A 20,047-nucleotide genomic window follows, 5' to 3' on the forward strand; every position below is an offset into this window, starting at 1 on the left:
CCCACCGTCACGGGCCCACCTTATGAACGCGGGCCCAGTTTACAAACTGGGCCCGTGGACGGGGCCCGGGCCCCGTCCACAAGAGTCCCGTCTGGGGAGTCAGGGGAGTCAGGGGAGTCAGGGAAGACAGGGGAGTCAGGGAGTCGGCGCGTCGGCGGCGGAGAGGGGGCTCGCGGTGATCTGGCGGGCGTAGAGGCTCGCGTAAACGGCGCCGCGAGCGAGCAGTTCGGCGTGGGTGCCGCGCTCAACGATGCGGCCGGCGTCGACGACAAAGATCACGTCGGCGTCGACGATCGTCGACAGACGGTGCGCGATGGCGATCGTGGTGCGACCATGGCTCGCGGTGTCGAGCGCGGCCTGCACCACGCTCTCCGAGATGGAGTCGAGCGCGCTCGTGGCCTCGTCGAGGATGAGCACCGGCGGGTCTTTCAGTAAGACGCGCGCGATAGCGATGCGCTGCTTCTCACCGCCGGACAGCCGGTAGCCGCGCTCCCCCACCATGGTGTCGTACTTCTCCGGAAACGAGTCGATCGTGTCGTGAATGTTGGCGGCGCGGGCGGCAGCGATCAGTTCGGCATCCGTTGCCTCTGGCTTGGCGTAGCGCAGGTTCTCGGCGATGGTCGCATGGAACAGGTAGGTCTCTTGGCTCACGATGCCGATGTGGGAGACGAGCGACTCCTGTTGCAGGTCGCGCACATCGAGGCCGGAGAACAGCACGCGGCCGGCCGAGGCTTCGTAGAAGCGGGGAATCAGGTAGGAGACGGTGGTTTTGCCCGCCCCGGACGGCCCCACAAACGCGGCGAACTGGCCTGGCTCGATCGTCAGTGACACGTCGTCGAGGGTCGGGCGCGCGTCACCGCGAGCGTCCGGGTAGGCAAACCGCACCCGGTCAAACTCCACCCGGCCTCGACCTGCCCCGGCCGACGGCACTCGGGCAGCGTCGGGCTTGTCGCTGATCGCCGGCTCCAGGTCCAGGTATTCAAAGATGCGCGCGAACAACGCAGACGAGGTCTGCAGGTCGAGGGCGACCCGCATGAGGCCGAGCAGCGGAAAGATGAGCCGCGCCTGCACGGTCGTGAAAGCCACGATCGTACCGGGTGTGATGTCGGTCGTGCCGTTGAACACGAGCGCCCCGGCCACGAGATACACGATCGCCGGGATCGCCGACAGGAACACGCTCACCGTGGCAAAGAACCACTGGCCGCTCATCTGCTGGCTCACCTGCAGGCGCACCTGGTTGCGGTTCTCCTCGGCGTAGCGTTCGATCTCGTTCTGCTGGCGGGTGAAGCTCTTCGACAGGAGGATGCCAGACACGCTCAAGGTTTCCTGGGTGATGGCGGTCATATCCGACAGCGATTCCTGGGTCTTGCCGGCGATGCGCGCCCGCACCTGACCGACGCGGCGCTGCGCGAACACGAGAATCGGCATCAGCACCACGGCCACGATGGTCAGCTGCCAGTTCAACAACAACATGGCCACGAAGGCGGCGATCACGGTGACGGTGTTGCCGAGGATGCTCGAAATGGTGTTGGTCAGAACCGTCGCGACGCCACCGACGTCGTTTTGCAGCCTCGACTGAATGACACCGGTCTTGGTCTTGGTGAAGAAGCTCAGCTCCATCGCCTGCAGGTGGCTGAACAGCCGCACGCGCAGGGCGCCCATGACCTTGTTGCCCACCGTCGCGGTAAGCCAGGTCTGCCAGACACCGAGCAGCGCATTGACCAGGAACACACCGAGCATGAGCGCAACGAGAACGCCGAGAACCGACAGGTTGGGAGCCCCGCCCGGCGGAAAGAGACCGTCATCGAATGCGCGTTGGGTGAGGAGCGGCGGCACCACCGAGAGGGCTGCGCTGACCAGAACGAGCACGACGGTAACGATGAGGGTGTTGCGGTGCGGCGAAAACAGCGCGAAAATACGCGGCAACAGGTGCGGGATGCGCGGTGCCTCGGCGTTCTCGGCCCGCTGCGCCGCAGCATCCGCCCCGCTCACCCGGCCGCGTTTCAGACCGACGGCTGACCGCGGCCCGAAGGTTCCCGACCCGTGCGCTGAACTCATATTCTCATTTTAGGTGCAGCGGCAGAGGCTGCACGGTGAGGCGGATGTCCCCATTCGGCCCGGGACCCTCCGTCAATTCCACGCTAACCGAGCCACAACAGCTGCGTGGTCGGTCGGCCATGCATTCTCCAGGTGGTGGCCCAGAATATCTCCGCCCAGGCCAACACGGCGCCTTCCGGTGGCGCTAAGCATCGGGGGTGCCGCGCTCTCTATCTCAGCAGCGACGGTGAACGCCTCTAAAGCACGCGCCCCACGGCTAAAGATAAAGTCAATCCGGTCTCGGGGCTCCTCACCAGCCGGGATAATAGGGGACCAAGTGTGTCCGGGCACGGCACCGACATCGGGATGAACGACTCGAAATGCATCGGCATACCCCGCGACCTCGAGCATGCGTGAGGTGGGCCACTCGACGGTATTGGCGCGGTGTCCCGGCTTCCAATCCAGATGCGAGGGCACATTGAAATCGCCCATGACGAGAATGGGATCCTGGGCAGACACAACGCCCTCGCGCTGGAGCCGACCCTGTTCAGACAAAATTTCCGCGAGTTCGGCTGTGCGCCGGCGTTCGCCCCGGCTGGCGAGGGTATGGCGCGCAGGAATACGAGCATCATCAGCGGTATAGGGGCCGTAGTCAGCGTGCCACAGGTGTACGGACCACACCGTGACGGCGCCCGCCGGCGTGAAAACGGTGGCACAGGTAGCAAACGAATCGGTCTCGGTACGATGAAGCATCAGGGGATACGGACTAATCACCGCGGTGTCCGGTCCCTGTTGCGCGATATTCCACCCCATCGCTGCCGCCAAACGACGGCCATGATCGCCGAAACACTCCTGCAGGGCCACGATCGAATGGGGAGATTCCCGCAGGTACGCGACCTGCTTGGCGTGGCCGTCGTTGGAGTGGCATCCGCCGAACCAGAGATTCCAGGACATGGCGGTCACCCCCTGCTCCGGCGATTCCGGAGTGATCGCGGCGGGCGCTGCTGCCTGAGGAGCTGCGGCCGGCCCCTCTGGCCGGGTGGAGTGCACCGTGAACTCCCCGGTCCGCCCGTTCCATTCCGGTACTACACCATCCATCACCAGCAGAAAACGATAGGTCCCTTCAGAAAGATGGGCCAGATCCATGGATACAGATTTGCTTTCGGTCAGCACGGATGCCGATGCCACGGGGCGACCTGCCGGCAACTCGTTCCACAGGCAGTCACCCTGCGCATAAACCTGCACGCGCGCCGACTGTTCGGCCGGATACTGGCACTGCACGGTCAGAGTCGACGTCACCGCGTCGAAAGCGCCGTGTGCGAGGGTATGCGGGCCGAACTGCACGGGCTTCTCCCGGTCAACGATGCGGGCCCAATCGATGAGTTCTTCGTCGAGGAGAGTGGTGTGCCGCACGTGGCAGTCGAGGACCGCTGCCGGGTCAGCGTTGACGCCGACGACGAGCAGTCCGGCGCTCATCGCTGCCACCGCCCCCACCGCCGAGTCTTCGAAGGCGACGGCGGTCTCTGCGGTTACCGACGAATCGAGTTCGTGCAGTTTGCGGAGGGCCGCTACGTACAGCTCCGGCGCGGGTTTGCCCGCCGACACCTCATCCCGGGCGACGGAACACGTGATCAAGTCCCCCACACCGATACGATCCAGGATCTGATCGAGCAGCGCACGCGGACTGTTTGACGCAACCGCGACGGGGAATCGTGACGCGAGTTCGCTCACCAGGGCCACAGCTCCCGGCATCGGGGTTGCCTCCTGGGCGATGAGGGATTGAAACTCTTCGGACAGCGCTACCTCTAATTCACCCGCCAGAGGGGTCGAAAGCCCGGCACCCGTCAGGATCATCACGAGCTGTGCCGCTACGTCATCGATGGAGCCACCACGAAACGTGGCCAAGTCGGTCAGGGCTGCGCCGCGCGCGTCCGCGCACGCCGCCACGGCCCGCAACCAGAGGTCCTCGGTGTCCGCGAGTAGTCCGTCGCAGTCAAAGATGATTGCGGATGCCGCGCCCGGCAGCAAGCTCGCGCTCACGTCAATGCTGGTGTTGAGAAATTGGACTTGCATTTATGCCTCCATCCGAAGCGCCGGGCGCCCCGTAAGTCGAACCCGAACTCTCAGGCCGATAGGTAACTCGGCGACGCTAGCGGAAGGAACGTCGACCTTGATCTCGGAACTTCCGTGGCTAATGTCACCCTCGATCTTGGCCGTGATACGAGTGGTCGCACCGCGGTAAACGTGGGAAACGATGTGGGCAGATCCGCGCTCGGACGCCTCCAGCATGAGCAATTCGGGCCGCACGTAGAGCAAATCACGATCGCCATCACGGTGGGGTGCCCAGAGTTCGGGGACGGCCGCGCCGCGGGCGATAGCGAGTTGGTTCGTCGTACCAACGAAACGAGCAACAAAATCAGTGCTCGGTTGGTCGTAGAGAACCCCCGGCTGATCAATCTGTTCGATTCCACCGCCCCGCATGACCGCTACCCGATCGGCCATCGCTAGCGCTTCGTCCTGGTCATGGGTGACGAAGAGCATCGTGATCCCGAGCCGGAGCTGCAGGTTGCGAATCTCCTCCCGAAGCGAGGCGCGCACCCTGGCATCCAAAGCCGACAGCGGTTCGTCCAAGAGCAGCACCCGAGGCTCAACTGCGAGGGCCCGTGCGAGCGCGACGCGCTGTTGCTGCCCGCCGGAAAGCTGGGCCGGAAACCGATCTGCGAAACCCGGCAGCCCGACCAGATCAAGCAGAGAGGTCAGTTTCGCTACCCGCTTGGCCTTGCCTTCGCGTCGCACGACGAGTCCGAACGATACGTTGTCGGCCACACTGAGGTTGGGAAACAGACTGTACGACTGAAACACCATGCCAATGCCGCGACGGTGGGCCGGGACCTGCAATACATCGCGCCCGTCAACCGTGAGAGTACCGCTCGACGCGGTCTCGAATCCGGCGAGGATGCGCAGCGCTGTTGTTTTTCCGCAACCAGATGGCCCGAGCAGCGCGACGAATTCCCCGGGTTCGACTGTGAGGTCAAGGCCGGTGAGCACGGTGGTATCACCAAACTTTTTGCTCACCGAGGTGTACTCGATGCGCGCCCCCGTTGCACTTCGGGGGTGAGCTGTTGCTGCTGTAAGCGTCACGATTCGTGTCCTTTCAAGGCCAGGGCGCGCGCAGGAGCTGCCCGTCCGGCGAGTACGGTCATGGCGATCAACAGTGCCCAGGTGAGGGCGTTGATGAGGAGGGACATGGAGATTGACGCGCGAAAATTGGATCCGGCAATTTGAGTGAGCCAAACCGGCAGGGTTCGATAGCCCAGCGTCACCGCCATTGTGAATTCCCCCAGACACAGAGCAATACAGAAGAAGGTACAGAAGATGACCGGGCCTTTAATGTTGGGCAAAATAACCCGCCGGAGCACTGTGGCGCCGCTGGCCCCGAGTGAATGTGCGCTCTCGACAAGGGTGCGCAGGTCAATGGTGCGCAGACCAGCGTCGAGCGATCGAAATACAAATGGAAGGGTCAAGACGATGTAGCTGCCGACCAGGACGATGGGCAGGTCGGGGTTTTGTAGCAGCTGGCTGATCTGAGCTGGCACAGAACCGCGACCGAAACTGGCCATGCTGCGCAGCACGGTGACTAATCCGGCCGCTAGAGCGATTGACGGTACGACGAGGGGGATCGTGCAGACGATCTCCATAACTGGGCGCCACCGTGGCGCCTTCAGGTGGAGATAAACCATGGTCGGAACCATAATGGCCAACAGCCCGACAACGGTCAGAACCGTTATGAGCAGCGTCAGCGAAAGCGCACCGAAAAATCCCGGGTCGCGCACCGATTCCAGATACGGCTCAAAGGTAAATCCGGTGGTGGGCACGTAGATGCTGAAGGCTAAAGCGCAGATCATCGGCACCGCAATGTAGAGCGCCACCAAGATGATCAAGGCCCAGCTGAGCCCCGGCGTCACGACACGGATGCCGCGAGCCGCGCTCGTCGACTGCCTCATTTGAACCATTTCAGGCTCCGTTTCTGCAGCGGCATGTAGACGAGTAAGACCAGCAGGGCCACGATGATCATGTTGACGCCCAGCGCCATGGCCACATTCTCCTGTCCGGCCAGGTTGCCACCGGCCAGTCCGCTGTCGATGCGCAGGGTAATGAGGGGTACTCCCCCGCCTCCGATCAGGGCAGCAGCCGAGGCGTGGGTCGCAAATGACGCGCCAAAGAGCAGGACGAATCCGCCCAGAATCGCCGGAGTGGCGATAGGCAAGCCGACCTTCTTCCAGAAATGCCAGCTGGTTGCCCCCACGGATGCCGCCGCCTCCTTCCATTCCACGCGCAGGCCGGCCAGGGTGGGCAGAACGACCATGACCATGGTCGGTATCAGAAAATACTGGTACATCAGGATGAGTCCGCCGCTGCTGTAAAGGGTAAAACCCAGGTCGGTCAGTGACAGGAGCCCCGTCATGATGCCCGCGTTGCCGACCGCCGCGATGAAGGAGAATGCGAGGGGAACGCCCCCGGAATTGGCAAGCACGCTGGTGAGCACTGTGACCACAGCGGTAAGTTTCGTGGAGCGCGTGGTGAGAATGGCTTGCGCGAGGGCGAGACCGATGATGCCACCGGTCAGGGCTGCGATCACGCTAATTTGCAGGCTGTTCTGCATTGCGTCCCAGGACGCCCCTCGAAAACTGGCCACAAAGTTGGCCAGGCTGGGCACATAGTTTCCCGGGTCGTTGACGTCGGCCACTCGGAACGCCGACAGCACGATACCGAAGACCGGTACGCCCAGAAAAAGCGCGATGAAGACGAGGAAAGGGATGAGCCCTATGAGCGAGGCGTTGACTCGGCGCTCGGGCCGGGCGTGCAACGAATGAACGAGATCCACTGCCCGGTCGACCGGATCACGGCCGGATGGTGCATCGCTCCTCGTCACTGTGAGCGTCACGAGGCGACCGCTGCGTCCCACTTCTCAGCCAGGAGCAGGTTGGCGGCGCTGCGCTGGGCTTCGGACGGAAACTCGAAGCCGTTCGTGACAGTCGGGAGCCTATCGGCCGCAGCCATGTCGACAGCACCGGATTCGACCAGTGCATCAAAACGCACGGGTCGGGTGTAGCCATTGAGCAGGATGTTCTGGCCCTCGTCGGAGTACATGAACTCGATCCAGAGGCGTGCCGCAGCGGGGTGCGGGGCGTCTGCGTTGATCGACGCGGCATAGTAGGACGCCATAGTGCCGTCCGTCGGGATGGCAACCCGAAAGTCGACGCCAGCCGCGGCAGTGTCATCGGCGACTGCCAAATTCAGATAGTCCCAGTTGATAATGATGGGGGTTTCACCGGTTTCCAGCGTGCCAGCGTTGGCCTCGACCGGAATGAGGATACCGCTCGCCGACAACTCCGCCATGAAGTCGATACCCGGCTGAATGTCGTCGAGGCTGCCGCCCATCGCCATCGCTGCGGCCCAAACGGCGTTGAAGCCGGATTCGCCCTGGGCAGGGTTTCCGGTCAGGGCGACCTTGCCGACGTACTGCGGGTCGTCGAGTTCGGCAAAAGATGTGGGGCACACCGCCACCGCCGCCGCGTCACACCCGATGGTGACATAACCGCCGTACTGGTTCGTCCACCGACCGTCGGTGTCCGTCAGCGCCGAGTCAATGTCAGCGACCGTGGCAGGACGATACTCAGCCAGGAGCCCCTCAGCGCTGGCGCTGTTGGCGAAGGAAACTCCGGTGTCGAGATAGTCGAGGGACCGGCTCTGGCCGATGCGATTCTTGATGGCATTGATCTGGTCCTGGCTCGACCCGGCCGAGGTGTCGTTGTCTACTTCGATGCCGTAGGTCGCCGTGAATTCCTCGACCAATACCCCATAGTTGGCCCAGTCCGGATACAGTCCCATGACGTTCAGGGTGCCTTCATCCTGCGCAGCACTGACAAGGCTGTCCAGCCCCCCGCCGGCTTCGACCGAGGTCGCGGCGGCCCAGCCGACGTCCCCGGCAGCGTCAGTGGAGGTGCTGGCACAACCAGACAGGCCAATCGCGCCGACAAGCAGGATTGCGGGCAGGTAACGGCGGTGCGACGTGTTCATTGAAATCCTCTTCAGCCAGAATGGTCGTGTACCGGTGGGTCACCGACGGAGACTCCGGAGACAAAAGAACATCGCTCACCAAACTTCTCTAGTGAACTTTAACCTTTGACGTTCGAAGTTCACTAGATAAGTTGGGCCGGGATGGGTAAATTGAGTGACGAGCAGGTAAACGCTCGGTGAACCCCCCGTGTGTGAGTCCGGTGCGGTCTACGCACGTGGCGGTGACGCAATACTTTGGACAGTGATCCAGGCCGGGCGCTCAAGCGCGGCCGTACAGAGTGAGGTTGGGCGTGGCGAGGTATCACGACATCGCAGAAGCCCTTCGGGGCGCAATCACCCGGGGTTTCTATGAGCGCGGAAGTCAGTTGCCCAGCGAACGTGAGCTCTCCGAGGAGTTCGACGTTGCTCCCGGTACCATCCGGCAGGCACTGGGCGAACTCGAAACCGAGGGGGTCCTGGCCTCCCGTCGTGGCAGTCGGCGAACCGTCGTCGGCGAACCGCGGGCAGCCGCCACGTTCGAAGAATTTCGAAGTTTTGCCCAATGGGCGTCGTCGCGCGGGCGCGTTCCAGCCGGCCACGTCATCTCGGCGGTGTGGCAAGACGCTTCGCCGCTCGACCTCGAGGAACTTCGGCTACCGACAGCCGCTCGCGTGTTCTGCGTTGTGCGGGTACGCCTGCTTGATGGCAGCGCCATCATGGTGGAGCGCACCCGCTACCGAGACTCGGTCGGCACCGAGGTGGAGCGGATTCCATCCGACTGCCCGTCGGTGACTGCTTGGCTCGCAGCGACGGCCAACATCACTTTCTCCCGCGCGGAGCATCAGTTTTCCGCCTGCCCAGCACGGGCGGAAGACGCGCGGCTGCTCGAGGTGCGCCGCGGGTCCCCGCTGCTCATGCACAAGCGCGTTAGCTTCAGCCGCGACGGCCTACCGCTGGAGTGGTCAGTCGACCGTTACGTAGCCGGCACCATCCGTCTCGTCGTCGATAACTCCCTCACCGCCAATGCGTTGCGCTGGGAATGACGGCCGAGGGCCACCTCGCCGGGGTCGGCCCCCGGCAACCGCTCACCTGAGAACTGCAGTCCTACCTACCCCTTGGTGGAACCGGCGAGAAGTCCGCGCACAAAGAAGCGCTGCAGCGAGAAGAACACGATCAGCGGCACCAGAATGGACAGGAAGGCGCCGGCTGTGAGCAGATGCCAGTCCTGCCCGCGGGCACCGGAGAGTTCGGCGAGCAGTTTGGTCATCGGGGCTACCGCGCCGTCCGCAAAGATCAGCGCCACCAGCAGGTCGTTCCAGACCCAGAGAAACTGGAAGATGGCGATCGACGCGATGGCCGGCATGGTCAGCGGCAACACGATGCGAAAGAAGATCTGCCCGTGGCCAGCGCCGTCGACCCTCGCCGCTTCAATGACTTCACTCGGTATCTCCGCGACGAAGTTGTGTAGCAGGTAGATGGCCAGGGGGAGAGCGAACATGGTGTGCGCGATCCACACTTGCGAATAGCCGCTGCCGGGATTGAGTGCCGCGACGACCGGAAAACCGAAAACCGTGCCGCCGGAAAAGAACTGTAGAAGCGGCACGAGGGCCATCTGGATCGGCACGATCTGTAAGGCAAAGACGCCGATGAACATGGCGTTCTTGCCCCGAAAGTCAATCCAGGCGAAGGCATAAGCCGCGAGGCTGGCAATCATCAACGGAATGAGCGTGGCCGGCAGGGTGATTGCGACCGAGTTGATGAACGACCCGGCCAGATTGAGCTGGCTGTTGCCGGCAGCAAGCGCCGCGGTGTAGTTGTCGAAGGTGACCCCGGTGTTGGTGAAAATAGTCCACCAACCGGTGGTGCGCACCTGCTGCGCCGGCCGGAATGACGAAACAAGCAGGCCCAGCGTGGGGATAGACCACAGCACCGCGATAATGAGCGCCCCAATGGTCGCCCCGCGGCTGGTGAGCCGCTTCTTAGTATTGCGGGCGATGGGCGACTCCATCCGGCGAACGCCGCGACGCAGGCGCCGTGTGGTCTGGGCGTCTACGGGAAGTCTTACGGGCATGACGGAGCTCATCGGATTTCCCTCTGCTTCTTGATCTGGCGGGCGTTGTAGACGACGATCGGGAGCACCAGCAAGAACAGCACCAGGGCAAAGGCCGCTGACCGGCCCTGCTCGAAGTTCTTGAACTGGGTGTACATCTCGTTGGCCACAACGCTGGTCTCATTCGACCCGGCGGTCGTGGTGCGCACAATGTCGAAGACCTTGAGCGAGACGATGGAGATAGTCGTCAGAACGACCACGAGGGCGCTGCGGATGCCCGGGATGGTCACGTTCACGAACTGCTCCCAGGCGTTGGTGCCGTCGAGTTCGGCCGCCTCCATCTGTTCGGTCGGCACGCCCTTGATGGCGGCGGACAGCACCACCATGGCGAACCCCGTCTGTACCCAGATGAGAATCACGATGAGGAACAGTGTGTTGAACGGCGACACCGACAGAAAGTCCACCGGCTGCCCGCCGAACATGACCACGAGCTGGTTCAACAGGCCGATTTGTTCCTGGTCGGCCGGGCGGGCCGTGTAGACGAAACGCCAGATGATGGATGCTCCCACCAGGGAGATGGCCATCGGCATGAAGACCAGAATCTTGAAGTACTTCTCGCCGCGGCTCTTGTCGATGAACACCGCGTAGGCGAGGCCGGCGATGGTCGAGATGGTCGGAACGATCAGTACCCAGACGATGGTGTTGAGCACGATGCGCACGTTCTCGGGCTGGGTGAAGATCCACGCGAAGTTGTCCAGGCCGACGAAGCGGTCACCGCGAGCGCTCATGAAGGCCTGCACCGTGGTCTGGATGGTCGGAATGACCAGGCCGATGGCGAGCAGGATCACGGCCGGGGCGAGAAAACCGACCAGCTGGAACAGGTAGCCAGCACCCTTGCGCGAGCGGTAGTCAATGTAGAAGAAGCCGAGGCCTAGAGCACCCGCGGCAATTATGGCCCAGGTGTAGGAATTGCCGGCGACGAGGATGAGCAATGGGGCGAGCACGCACACAGCAAGACGGATGACCGTGTAGATGCGGCCAGGGCGGGGGGCGATCTCGACAAAGAACAGAATGGCGGCAACGACGACGCCGAAGGCCACGATGATGACGGGAACTTGCGCCAGCGCCGGTAGCTGCGCTAGCCAGGAGAAGAAGGCGGACATCTGAAACCTTTCGAGTACGACAGTGGACCCTGAAGATTGCGAGTGAACCGGAAGAACTCGTCGAAACGTACACCGGTGACGCGAGGTGTGCCGCCCGTATCTAGAGGCGGGCGGCACACTGTTCAGGCTGTGGTGCTGGTTGATGGACTAACTGGAGGGCCAGCCCGCTTCAATGCTGGTCAGCACTTCGGAGGTGGGGGTTCCGTTGATCCAGCTGACAATGCCCTTGAAGAACGTTCCGGACCCGACCGCACCCGGCATGAGGTCGGAGGCGTCAAAGCGGAACGTGGTGTCGGGGTCCTGCAGAATTCGAATCGATTCGGCGAGGATCGGGCTGTCGACGAGCTCAGGGTCGACCCCGGTATTGGCGCTGATGCCACCACCGATCGACACGAGGCTGTTCGCCCATTCCGGGCTGGAGAGGTACTCCTGCACCGCCTGGGTGTCGGCGTCATCGGCGAATGCCCCGACGATCTCGCCACCACCGACCACTGCTTGGCCACCGGCCTCGATCGACGGGGTCATGAAGGCCCAGATGTCAGCATCCGGACCGACGTTGCCGCCGGCATCGCCGAGGAAGCCGTCGAAGAAGGAGGCCTGGTGGGTCAGTGCGCAGGTGCCTTCGACGATGGGGGCAGCAACGTCACCGAACGGGACGCTGTTGATCGACTTCACGTCGCCGAAGCTGGCATTCACGTAGGCCGGGTTCAGCAGGATTTCACCGACCGAGTCAAAGGCTTCGGCGATGGCGGGGTCGGTGAACGGAACCTCGTTGGCCACCCACTTGTCGTAGACGTCGGGACCGGCCTGGCGCAGCACGAGGTCTTCAACCCAGTCCGTTCCGGGCCACCCTGTGGCGTCGCCGGAACCGAATCCCGCGCACCAGGGCTGCGTTCCAGTCTTTTCCTGGATGGCCTTGGTCAGGGTGAGCAGTTCGTCCCAAGTTTCGGGAACCTCTACACCCCACTCGGTGAACTTGGCGGGCGAGAACCAGATAAAGCCCTTGAGGTTGGCCTTGAACGGGGCGCCGTAGAAGACATCCTCTACGGTGCCGTAGGCCTTCCAGTCTGCCGACCAGTACTCGTCGACGTTTGCTTCGACGGCGGCTGGAGCCTTTTTGATAAACCCGCGGCTAGCCAGGTCGGCGAAGAGACCGGGCTGGGGGAAGATTCCAATGTCGGGAGGATTACCGCCCTGGGCGCGGATGGAAATCTGAGATTCGAACTCTTTCGAGAATTCATACTGAATGTCGATGTTGTTCTCTTTTTCCCACTCGGCCCAAGACTCTTCGAGCGCCTCCGCTTCGAAGTCGGCGATCGTGCTGTAGACGGTGACGACCCCGTCGCCCTCGGCTCCGGCGTCATCGGTGGTTGTCCCGGGGCCGCCGGAGCAACCGGCCAGGGCCAGACCAGCAATCGCCGCCATGGCAATCGGTGCTGTAATTCGACGGTGCAGGGAAGACCGCATCTTATTTCTCCTCATTGAGTAGTGCCGGATCATGTCGTGAGAGCGGGAATGTGAATAGAGCAGGAGGTGCCTAGGTGGGAACGAACCGTTGGGAACCGGGCTCGTGATCGAATCTCGGGAACCGGTTCCAGACCATAAAGTACGTTACCCGCAGGGGGATAGCAAGTCCGGAAATGTAACAGAATGGCAAAGATCAGAGCCATATCCTCGGGCGGTATCAGAGTTTAGCGGCTGCGTCGCAGGAGAATCAAGGGATATCATGGAACCGATTCCATGCCTGGCGAACGCACGCTATGTTATGAGGAGCAGTCACCATAGACGGAGGCACAGATGAGCGCGATCGCCGATGTCGCGCGCCTCGCCGGAGTGGCCAAAGCCACGGCCAGCCGTGCGCTGAGCGGGCGAGGCTACGTTTCCACCGAAACCCGAGCGAAGGTCATCGCCGCTGCCCGGCAAATTGGATACGTTGCCTCTCCGAACGCCGCCAGTCTCGTGACCGGCCGCACCCAGAGTGTCGGCGTGATCATCCCGTACATCAGCCGCTGGTTTTTCGGGGAGGTCCTCGAGAGCTTGGAATTAGCCCTGCTCGAGCACGGCTACGACATGACGCTGTACAACCTTCCGCCTGCTTCCCCTGAGCGCGACCGGGTCTTTGAGTTCTTCCTGGCCCGCAAGCGATTCGATGGCATTATCTCGGTCTGCGTCGCGCTGAGTGAGCAGGAGGTCGACCAGCTGCATCGCCTTCGCCGCCCTCTCGTCGGCATCGGTGGGCCGATCCGAGGCGTGCCCACAATCGAGATCGACGACGTCGCGGCTGCCCGACTCGCCACTGAACATCTGCTTAGTCTCGGGCATCGCGACATCGTGCACGTGGGTGGCAGCCAGGCCGACGAGATGGACTTTCAGGTGCACAGCAATCGCCTGCGCGGCTTTGAGGCAGCGATGACGGCGGCCGGTCTTTCGGCCAGCGGATGTTTTTATGCCTCTGAATTCACCATGCCCGGTGGATACGCCAGGGGCCTGGCCCTTCTCGGAGATCCTCGCCGTCGTCCTACCGCGATCTTCGCGGCGAGTGATGAGATCGCCTTCGGGCTCATTCTGGCGGCCCGCGAGCTGGGCATCCGGGTGCCCACCGAGCTCAGCGTCATTGGCATCGACGGACATCCGCACTCCGAGATGTTTCGTCTCACCACCCTCGCGCAGCATCCGCGCACCCAGGGCCAACTCGCAGTGCGCACGCTGTTAGACGGACTCGCCAGCGGGAGCAGCGTCGGTGTGTCGGCCGTGCTGCCCACCAGCCTGGTCATCCGGTCAAGCACCAGTGCGCCGCGCGTGCTTCGCGCCCTCAAGGCCGAGTGACAACCGATTCAGGCGCCGGCATCCGCAACCGACCTGGAACCAACCGCCACGATTGAATGACGGTGGGTACGACAAAGGGGGCGCCGTTTCCCTTACGGAAACGACGCCCCCTGCGCAATGATCGGCACGAGGCCGGTCGGCTACGCCTCAATCAGGACCCCTCACGGGGCCTAGATTACTTGAGGGTAACGGTGGCGCCGGCCTCTTCGAGCGAAGCCTTGGCCTTGTCGGCAGCGTCCTTGGCAACGCCCTCGAGGACGGCCTTCGGCGCGCCATCGACAACGGCCTTGGCCTCGCCGAGACCCAGGCTGGTGAGCTCGCGCACAACCTTGATGACCTGGATCTTCTTGTCGCCGACGGCGTCAAGGATGACGTCGAATGCGGTCTGCTCTTCAACCTCTTCAGCAGCAGCGGCGGGGCCAGCGGCTCCGGCAGCGGCGACGGGAGCGGCTGCGGTGACCTCGAAGGTCTCCTCGAACGCCTTGACGAACTCGGAGAGCTCGATGAGGGTCAGGCCCTTGAACTGCTCAAGCAGGTCTTCAGTGGAAAGCTTTGCCATGATGTACTCCTATAGTTTCTTAAAAATTCGTGAACCGTGAACAGGCAGATGCCTAGTTCGCGGACTCCTGCTTCTCACGCAGCGCGTCGATGGTGCGAACAGCCTTCGACAGCGGTGCCTGGAAGAGATAAGCGGCTCCGAACAGCGATGCCTTGAAGGCGCCGGCCAGCTTGGCCAGCAGCACCTCGCGGGATTCGAGGTCGGCAAGCTTGCCAACCTCCGCTGCGGTGAGCGGGTTACCGTCAAAGTAACCGCCCTTTACCACCAGGAGAGGGTTTGCCTTGGTAAAGGCACGCAGGGTCTTCGCGACGGCGACGGGGTCTCCGTGCACGAAGGCGATAGCGGACGGACCGACAAGTTCCTCGTCGAACGAGGTGATGCCGGCCTTGTTGGCCGCAATCTTGGTGAGCGTGTTCTTTACCACGGCGTACGTGGCGTCCTCACTGATGGACGTACGCAGGCTCTTGAGCTGCGCAACAGTGAGACCGCGGTACTCGGTGAGCAGAACGGCGGTCGAGCTCTGGAATTTCTCCGTAAGCTCGGCGACCGTTGCTTCCTTGTTCGCCATGGTGCTCCTCATTAATAATCATGTGCCGGGTAGCCCGGGGCGCAGACATGAAAAAAGCTCCAGCGCAGGGCGCCGGAGCTTGGGGAACAATCTGAAAGACTGTAACTGAACTTCGAACACCTGCGCGGGCCGTTCACGTGAATGAACCTTCGTCTGCACTTCTGTCTTTCAACATGGCGCAGCAACCGGCGGTCTGTGGCTAGAGATCAGCATAGGGGAACGCTCTGCACCGTGCAAATCGCAAGCGGATGATAAATGGTTGACATTGGTCTACCAGTTACGTATAGTTGGCCGTTGTCAACTAATTGCAGGAGTTTCATGAGTCGCGCATCTCGCCGCAGCACAGCATCCGTTCGCCACGCGCCCAACGCCGACGGGTCAATGAGTCACCGCCAGGTTTTGGAGTCCCTCTCTGGCCTGCTGCTGGGCATGTTCGTGTCGATTCTGGCCGGCACGGTCGTCGCCACCTCGCTGCCCCTGATCATCTCCGACCTCAAGGGTGACCAGTCGGCCTACACCTGGGTGGTCACAGCCACCCTGCTAGCGACTACGGTCTCGACGCCCATCTGGGGCAAGTTTGCCGACCTGTTCAATCGCAAGCTACTCATTCAGCTCGCCCTCGTGGTCTTCGTGCTCGGCTCGGCCCTGGCCGGATTCGCTCAAAACACCGACACGCTCATCGTGTTCCGCATCATGCAGGGACTCGGCGGCGGCGGTCTTGCCGCCCTCAGCCAGATCATCATGGCCGACATCATCAGCCCCCGCGAGCGCGGCCGCTACGCCGGCCTGTTCGGCGCAGTCATGGCCCTCGGCACCATCGGCGGCCCGCTGCTCGGCGGCGTTGTAACGGATGCCTTCGGCTGGCGCTGGAACTTCTTCATCGCGCTGCCCGTCGCCATTGTGGCCATCATCCTGCTGCAGGTCACCCTGCACCTACCCGAGCGGGTTAAGCGTGTGGTCAGCATCGACTACCTCGGCATCGTGCTAATCAGCGCCGGTGTGTCACTCCTGTTGATCTGGGTCACCCTCGCGGGCAACTCGTTTGAGTGGGCGTCACTGCCTTCGTCTGCCATGGTGCTCGGTGCGGCCATTTTGCTGCTCATAGCCGTGATCGTGGAGTTCAAGGCGAAGGAACCGATCATTCCGCTCGACCTGTTCAAGAATCGCACCGTCACCCTGGCCGTTATCGCGAGCCTCTCGGTGGGCGTCGCCATGTTCGGCACCTCGGTCTTTCTCAGCCAGTACATGCAACTTGCTCGCGGTGCAACGCCGACCGAGTCTGGCCTGCTGACCATCCCGATGATGGGCGGGCTGCTGATCTCCTCCACGTTCTTCGGCAACCTGATCAGCCGCACCGGTAAGTGGAAATCGATCATGGTCTCCGGCAGCGTGCTCGTGCTGGCCGGCTCGCTGCTGCTCGGGTCACTGCGCTACGACACGAGCCTGGTCTTCGTAGGCGTGTTCATGTTCATCCTTGGCGCCGGCGTTGGCATGATCATGCAAAACCTCGTGCTCGTTGTGCAGAACACCGTTGAAATCACGCACCTCGGCGTGGCCACCAGCACCGTCACCTTCTTTCGCAGCCTCGGCGGCACCGTGGGTGTTGCGGTGATGGGCTCCGTGCTCGGCACCGTGGTGGCCCAATACATCCGTGACGGTACCGGCGCTCTCAGCCCGGCCAATCGGGCTGTCGCCGCAGAGACCGTAGGCGACGGCACCATTCCGCAGGTGTCGCTGCTACCGGCGGCCCTGCGCGTTGTCGTCGAGTCGGCCTACGGGATGGGAGTGGGCAACGTGTTCCTGCTCATGGTTCCCCTGGCCGTGATCACCCTCGTGACGATCGCCCTGCTGCCCAACATTCCGCTGGGGACCATGACCGGCATCGATCGGGAGCGGTCTGCCGCTGCTGGCGAGGCCGCTTCACCGGCGACCGGCCGGATCCTGGTCGACGTGAGTACGGCATCCGTTGCCCTGCCGCCGTCAGAGCCGGAATTGGATGAAGGTAAAATTCGATCATGACCATTATCACCACGGATGCTGCCGTGGCGGCCGTCGAGGAGCAGATGACGGTGCTGGCGGGGAACATCCGCGCCAGCATGCGCGATGCTGCCCTGTGCATCGACCCGACCCTGCAGCCGTTCGGGCTCAAGCTCATGCGCACGCTCGAGCGTTGCGGGCCGACCCCCGCAGGCGCCCTGGCCGAGAATCTGGTGGTCGACAAGAGCATCATCAGCCGCCAGGCCAGAGCGCTGCACGATCTGGGACTGATCAAGACGCAGACCGACAACGACGATGGACGGGTGAAGCATTTCGCGCTCACCCCGCTCGCCGTGAAAAAGCTCGCCGAGGTGCGCGCCAACAAGTCGACACGTCTGCTCAGCCGTCTACAGAACTGGTCTGGCGAAGATCTCACCCGGTTCGCCGAGCTGCTCGCCCGGCTGAACACTCCCGACTGACCCGCGTCCGGCCAGCTCGTCAGGCCAGCTCGTTAGGCCAGGGGCAGCGAGACACGGAAGGTTGTGTGGCCGGGGCGGCTGTCGACGGTGACCTCGCCGTGGTGCGCGGCGACGACCGCGGCCACGATGGCCAAACCGAGGCCGGTGCTTCCGGTACTCGGCGCGCCCGCGGCATTGGCGGCGCGAAAACGTGAGCTGTCGCCGCGGGCAAAACGCTCGAACAGGGTGGCCGTGAGCTCCTCGGGGATGCCGGGACCGCCATCCGTCACCGTTATCACCGCGCGTTCGTCGTGCTCGGCGAGCGCGACCAGAACCGTGGTGCCAGCAGCTGTGTGCACCCGGGCATTGGCGAGCAGGTTAGCGACCACCTGACGCAGGCGCGCTTCGTCACCGATCGCTTCGACGGGTTCTTCGGGCAGGTCGAGGTTCCAGACGTAATCGCGGCCGGCCGCGTGGGCATCGCTGACGGCGTCGACGAGCAGCCTGGTGAGATCCACCGGCTGCATGTCGAGTTCGCGGCCCTCATCGAGGCGGGCGAGCAACAGCAGGTCTTCAACCAGCCCGGTCATGCGCACCGACTCCGACTCGATGCGACCGAGTGCGTGCATCGCATCGGGCGGTAGCTGTTGGCCGCTGCGCCGGGTGAGTTCGGAATAGCCACGAATGGAAGCCAACGGCGTGCGCAGCTCGTGGCTCGCGTCGGCGACGAACTGGCGCACCTTGCGTTCGCTTGCCTGCCGCGCTTCGAGGGCGCGGTCGACGTGGTCGAGCATGCGGTTGAGCGCCGCGCCGACCCGGCCCACCTCGGTGCGCGGGTCGGTGTCACCGGCCGGAACCCGGTCGCTAAGGGACACCTCGCCGCGGTCCAGGGGCAGCTGCGCCACCCTCGTGGCCGTCGCTGTCATGCGTTGCAGGGGACGCAGGGCCAGCCGCACCACCCAGGCGGCAATGACGGCGACCACAACGAGCCCGGCCAGCGAGACCAGACCGATGATCACAGCCAGCTGGGCTGCCGTGGCCGCCACTCCGGTCAGCGGCAAACCGACCAGGTAGAGCGTGCCGGAGCGGGACGTTTCGGCCTGCACTCGATAGTCACCGAGCTCGCCGCCGAGATTGACGGTCACGGGCGCCGACTGGTTGACGTGGTCGGCCAGCAGCTGCACCTGCTGGGCCGTGAGCGCTTCGATCGCGCCGCTGCGGTCGTCGGTATAGCCGGTGGTGATGGTGGATCCATCGTAGACGAGCGCGAGCAGACCGGGCGGTTGGGCGGGTCCGCTGAGAATGCTGTCGGCCGTCGGCGTGCCGAAGTAGGGGCTCCCCGGTAGATCACCAGGACGATCGCCGTCGTTGTCGCCGACGCCGCCAAGCGCAGCACCCGAACGGTCGGCGGCGGAGGCAAGTTGCACGTCGAGGCGGTCGAGCAGGGATGCGCGCAGAATGACCACGCTCACGACGCCGATCGTCATGCTGACGAGGGCGAGCAGCCCGACCACGGTGAGCACGAGGCGCCGCTGCAGCGTCCAGGGCGAGCGGGGTCGGCCGCGGCGGCGCGGCATCCGCTGCTGCATTAAGCGGTTTTCAGCATGTAGCCGGCGCCACGCACCGTGTGAATCATCGGGTTTCGGCCGGCATCGATCTTCTTGCGCAGGTAGGAAATGTAGATCTCGACGACGCTCGACTTGCCGCCGAAGTCGTAGCTCCAGACCCGGTCGAGAATCTGCGCCTTGCTGAGTACCCGGCGGGGGTTGCGCATGAGAAAGCGCAGCAGTTCGAACTCGGTCGCGGTCAGCTCGATGGCGTCGCCATCGCGGAACACCTCGTAGCTGTCTTCGTCGAGTGTGAGGTCCCCGACGGTGATACGCGGGTCGGTCGAGTCAGCCACGGCGAGGGTGGAGCGGCGAATGAGGCCGCGCAGCCGAGCAACGACCTCTTCGAGGCTGAACGGCTTGGTGACGTAATCGTCGCCACCGGCGGTGAGCCCCGCGATGCGGTCGTCGAGCGAGTCCTTGGCGGTGAGAAAGAGTACGGGAGTCTCGTAGCCGTCGGCGCGCACCCGCTGCAACACCTGCAAGCCATCGATGTCGGGCAGCATGATGTCGAGCACGATGGCGTCCGGCCGAAATTCGCGGGCGATGGTGAGTGCCTGGCGGCCTTCGCCGGCGGTGCGCACCTCCCAGCCTTCGTAGCGCAGGGCCATCGAAAGCAGGTCCGTGAGGGTGGGTTCGTCGTCAACAACCAGAACCCGGATGGCACTGCCGTCGGCCTTGGTCAGGCGCGGGCCGTGGCCGGTGTGGGTGCTCTCACGTGTGCTCATCCTGATGAGTATCC

General features: G+C 63.4%; 17 protein-coding genes. 4 read left to right on the forward strand and 13 right to left on the reverse strand.

Features of this window, described 5'->3' with window-relative positions; genetic code table 11:
- Positions 1–135 precede the first annotated feature (135 nt).
- The 6 genes from E3T39_RS06305 to E3T39_RS06330 form a co-directional block, all read right to left on the reverse strand.
- Positions 136–2,058, reverse strand: a complete 1,923-nt coding sequence (locus E3T39_RS06305) for an ABC transporter ATP-binding protein (RefSeq protein ID WP_134513852.1) — start codon at positions 2,056–2,058, stop codon at positions 136–138.
- Between the two features lie 72 nt (positions 2,059–2,130).
- Positions 2,131–4,110, reverse strand: coding sequence for an HAD family hydrolase (locus E3T39_RS06310; protein WP_134513853.1), 1,980 nt, complete (start codon positions 4,108–4,110; stop codon positions 2,131–2,133).
- On the reverse strand, positions 4,111–5,178 hold the full coding sequence (locus E3T39_RS06315) for an ABC transporter ATP-binding protein (protein WP_134513854.1): 1,068 nt from the start codon (positions 5,176–5,178) through the stop codon (positions 4,111–4,113).
- Entirely contained in the window at positions 5,175–6,050 is an 876-nt protein-coding gene (locus E3T39_RS06320) for an ABC transporter permease (RefSeq protein WP_134513855.1), read from the reverse strand. Before E3T39_RS06320 ends, E3T39_RS06315 begins: the two co-directional genes overlap by 4 nt.
- Positions 6,038–6,982 (reverse strand): ABC transporter permease, encoded by a 945-nt coding sequence (locus E3T39_RS06325; protein WP_198416092.1) that lies wholly within the window; start codon positions 6,980–6,982, stop codon positions 6,038–6,040. The genes E3T39_RS06320 and E3T39_RS06325 overlap by 13 nt, the downstream gene beginning before the upstream one ends.
- Positions 6,979–8,118: an extracellular solute-binding protein gene (locus tag E3T39_RS06330; RefSeq protein WP_134513856.1), complete on the reverse strand. Its 1,140-nt coding sequence runs from the start codon at positions 8,116–8,118 to the stop codon at positions 6,979–6,981. The genes E3T39_RS06325 and E3T39_RS06330 overlap by 4 nt, the downstream gene beginning before the upstream one ends.
- A 290-nt stretch (positions 8,119–8,408) precedes the next feature.
- Here E3T39_RS06330 and E3T39_RS06335 point away from each other — a divergent pair, with 290 nt between their 5' ends.
- Entirely contained in the window at positions 8,409–9,140 is a 732-nt protein-coding gene (locus E3T39_RS06335) for a GntR family transcriptional regulator (protein ID WP_166784062.1), read from the forward strand.
- Positions 9,141–9,205: 65 nt separating this feature from the next.
- Here the strand turns inward: E3T39_RS06335 and E3T39_RS06340 are convergent, their stop codons facing one another.
- From E3T39_RS06340 to E3T39_RS06350, 3 genes are all read right to left on the reverse strand, one after another.
- A complete protein-coding gene (locus E3T39_RS06340; RefSeq protein ID WP_134513858.1) occupies positions 9,206–10,180 on the reverse strand; it encodes a carbohydrate ABC transporter permease in 975 nt (324 codons plus the stop codon).
- Positions 10,177–11,310 carry a carbohydrate ABC transporter permease gene (locus tag E3T39_RS06345; RefSeq protein WP_134513859.1) on the reverse strand — a complete coding sequence of 378 codons (1,134 nt, stop codon included), beginning with the start codon at positions 11,308–11,310 and terminating at the stop codon, positions 10,177–10,179. Before E3T39_RS06345 ends, E3T39_RS06340 begins: the two co-directional genes overlap by 4 nt.
- Before the next feature lie 147 nt (positions 11,311–11,457).
- Positions 11,458–12,777 carry an ABC transporter substrate-binding protein gene (locus tag E3T39_RS06350; protein WP_134513860.1) on the reverse strand — a complete coding sequence of 440 codons (1,320 nt, stop codon included), beginning with the start codon at positions 12,775–12,777 and terminating at the stop codon, positions 11,458–11,460.
- Positions 12,778–13,107: 330 nt separating this feature from the next.
- Here E3T39_RS06350 and E3T39_RS06355 point away from each other — a divergent pair, with 330 nt between their 5' ends.
- The gene (locus E3T39_RS06355) at positions 13,108–14,136 is read left to right on the forward strand and encodes a LacI family DNA-binding transcriptional regulator (protein WP_134513861.1); all 1,029 of its coding nucleotides are present in this window, start codon (positions 13,108–13,110) and stop codon (positions 14,134–14,136) included.
- 175 nt (positions 14,137–14,311) lie between these two features.
- Here E3T39_RS06355 and rplL read toward each other — a convergent pair whose 3' ends face one another.
- Entirely contained in the window at positions 14,312–14,695 is a 384-nt protein-coding gene (gene rplL / locus E3T39_RS06360; protein WP_104192488.1) for a 50S ribosomal protein L7/L12, read from the reverse strand.
- A 52-nt stretch (positions 14,696–14,747) separates the two neighbouring features.
- Positions 14,748–15,263, reverse strand: coding sequence for a 50S ribosomal protein L10 (gene rplJ, locus E3T39_RS06365; RefSeq protein WP_104083138.1), 516 nt, complete (start codon positions 15,261–15,263; stop codon positions 14,748–14,750).
- A gap of 381 nt (positions 15,264–15,644) precedes the next feature.
- On the opposite strand from rplJ, the gene E3T39_RS06370 reads away from it, so the two are divergent.
- Both E3T39_RS06370 and E3T39_RS06375 read left to right on the forward strand, forming a co-directional pair.
- Positions 15,645–17,282, forward strand: a complete 1,638-nt coding sequence (locus E3T39_RS06370; protein ID WP_134513993.1) for an MFS transporter — start codon at positions 15,645–15,647, stop codon at positions 17,280–17,282.
- Positions 17,279–17,719: a MarR family winged helix-turn-helix transcriptional regulator gene (locus E3T39_RS06375; RefSeq protein WP_134513862.1), complete on the forward strand. Its 441-nt coding sequence runs from the start codon at positions 17,279–17,281 to the stop codon at positions 17,717–17,719. Before E3T39_RS06370 ends, E3T39_RS06375 begins: the two co-directional genes overlap by 4 nt.
- Positions 17,720–17,751: 32 nt before the next feature.
- On the opposite strand, the gene E3T39_RS06380 is transcribed toward E3T39_RS06375, so the two are convergent.
- Entirely contained in the window at positions 17,752–19,287 is a 1,536-nt protein-coding gene (locus E3T39_RS06380) for a sensor histidine kinase (RefSeq protein WP_134513863.1), read from the reverse strand.
- The gene (locus E3T39_RS06385) at positions 19,287–20,033 is read right to left on the reverse strand and encodes a response regulator transcription factor (protein ID WP_134513864.1); all 747 of its coding nucleotides are present in this window, start codon (positions 20,031–20,033) and stop codon (positions 19,287–19,289) included. The genes E3T39_RS06380 and E3T39_RS06385 overlap by 1 nt, the downstream gene beginning before the upstream one ends.
- Positions 20,034–20,047: the final 14 nt, after the last annotated feature.

It is taken from the genome of Cryobacterium suzukii, from assembly GCF_004403185.1.
In the GTDB taxonomy this organism is placed as follows: domain Bacteria; phylum Actinomycetota; class Actinomycetes; order Actinomycetales; family Microbacteriaceae; genus Cryobacterium; species Cryobacterium suzukii.

Excerpts from the sequence above, each read along its gene's own strand:
- E3T39_RS06355 (WP_134513861.1), top strand. The coding sequence starts at position 13,108 with ATGAGCGCGATCGCCGATGTCGCGCGCCTCGCCGGAGTGGCCAAAGCC.
- E3T39_RS06380 (WP_134513863.1), bottom strand. The coding sequence starts at position 19,287 with ATGCAGCAGCGGATGCCGCGCCGCCGCGGCCGACCCCGCTCGCCCTGG.
- E3T39_RS06375 (WP_134513862.1), top strand. The coding sequence starts at position 17,279 with ATGACCATTATCACCACGGATGCTGCCGTGGCGGCCGTCGAGGAGCAG.
- E3T39_RS06305 (WP_134513852.1), bottom strand. The coding sequence starts at position 2,058 with ATGAGTTCAGCGCACGGGTCGGGAACCTTCGGGCCGCGGTCAGCCGTC.
- E3T39_RS06330 (WP_134513856.1), bottom strand. The coding sequence starts at position 8,118 with ATGAACACGTCGCACCGCCGTTACCTGCCCGCAATCCTGCTTGTCGGC.
- E3T39_RS06370 (WP_134513993.1), top strand. The coding sequence starts at position 15,645 with ATGAGTCACCGCCAGGTTTTGGAGTCCCTCTCTGGCCTGCTGCTGGGC.
- E3T39_RS06340 (WP_134513858.1), bottom strand. The coding sequence starts at position 10,180 with ATGAGCTCCGTCATGCCCGTAAGACTTCCCGTAGACGCCCAGACCACA.
- E3T39_RS06385 (WP_134513864.1), bottom strand. The coding sequence starts at position 20,033 with ATGAGCACACGTGAGAGCACCCACACCGGCCACGGCCCGCGCCTGACC.
- E3T39_RS06320 (WP_134513855.1), bottom strand. The coding sequence starts at position 6,050 with ATGGTTCAAATGAGGCAGTCGACGAGCGCGGCTCGCGGCATCCGTGTC.
- E3T39_RS06310 (WP_134513853.1), bottom strand. The coding sequence starts at position 4,110 with ATGCAAGTCCAATTTCTCAACACCAGCATTGACGTGAGCGCGAGCTTG.
- rplL (WP_104192488.1), bottom strand. The coding sequence starts at position 14,695 with ATGGCAAAGCTTTCCACTGAAGACCTGCTTGAGCAGTTCAAGGGCCTG.
- E3T39_RS06350 (WP_134513860.1), bottom strand. The coding sequence starts at position 12,777 with ATGCGGTCTTCCCTGCACCGTCGAATTACAGCACCGATTGCCATGGCG.
- rplJ (WP_104083138.1), bottom strand. The coding sequence starts at position 15,263 with ATGGCGAACAAGGAAGCAACGGTCGCCGAGCTTACGGAGAAATTCCAG.
- E3T39_RS06345 (WP_134513859.1), bottom strand. The coding sequence starts at position 11,310 with ATGTCCGCCTTCTTCTCCTGGCTAGCGCAGCTACCGGCGCTGGCGCAA.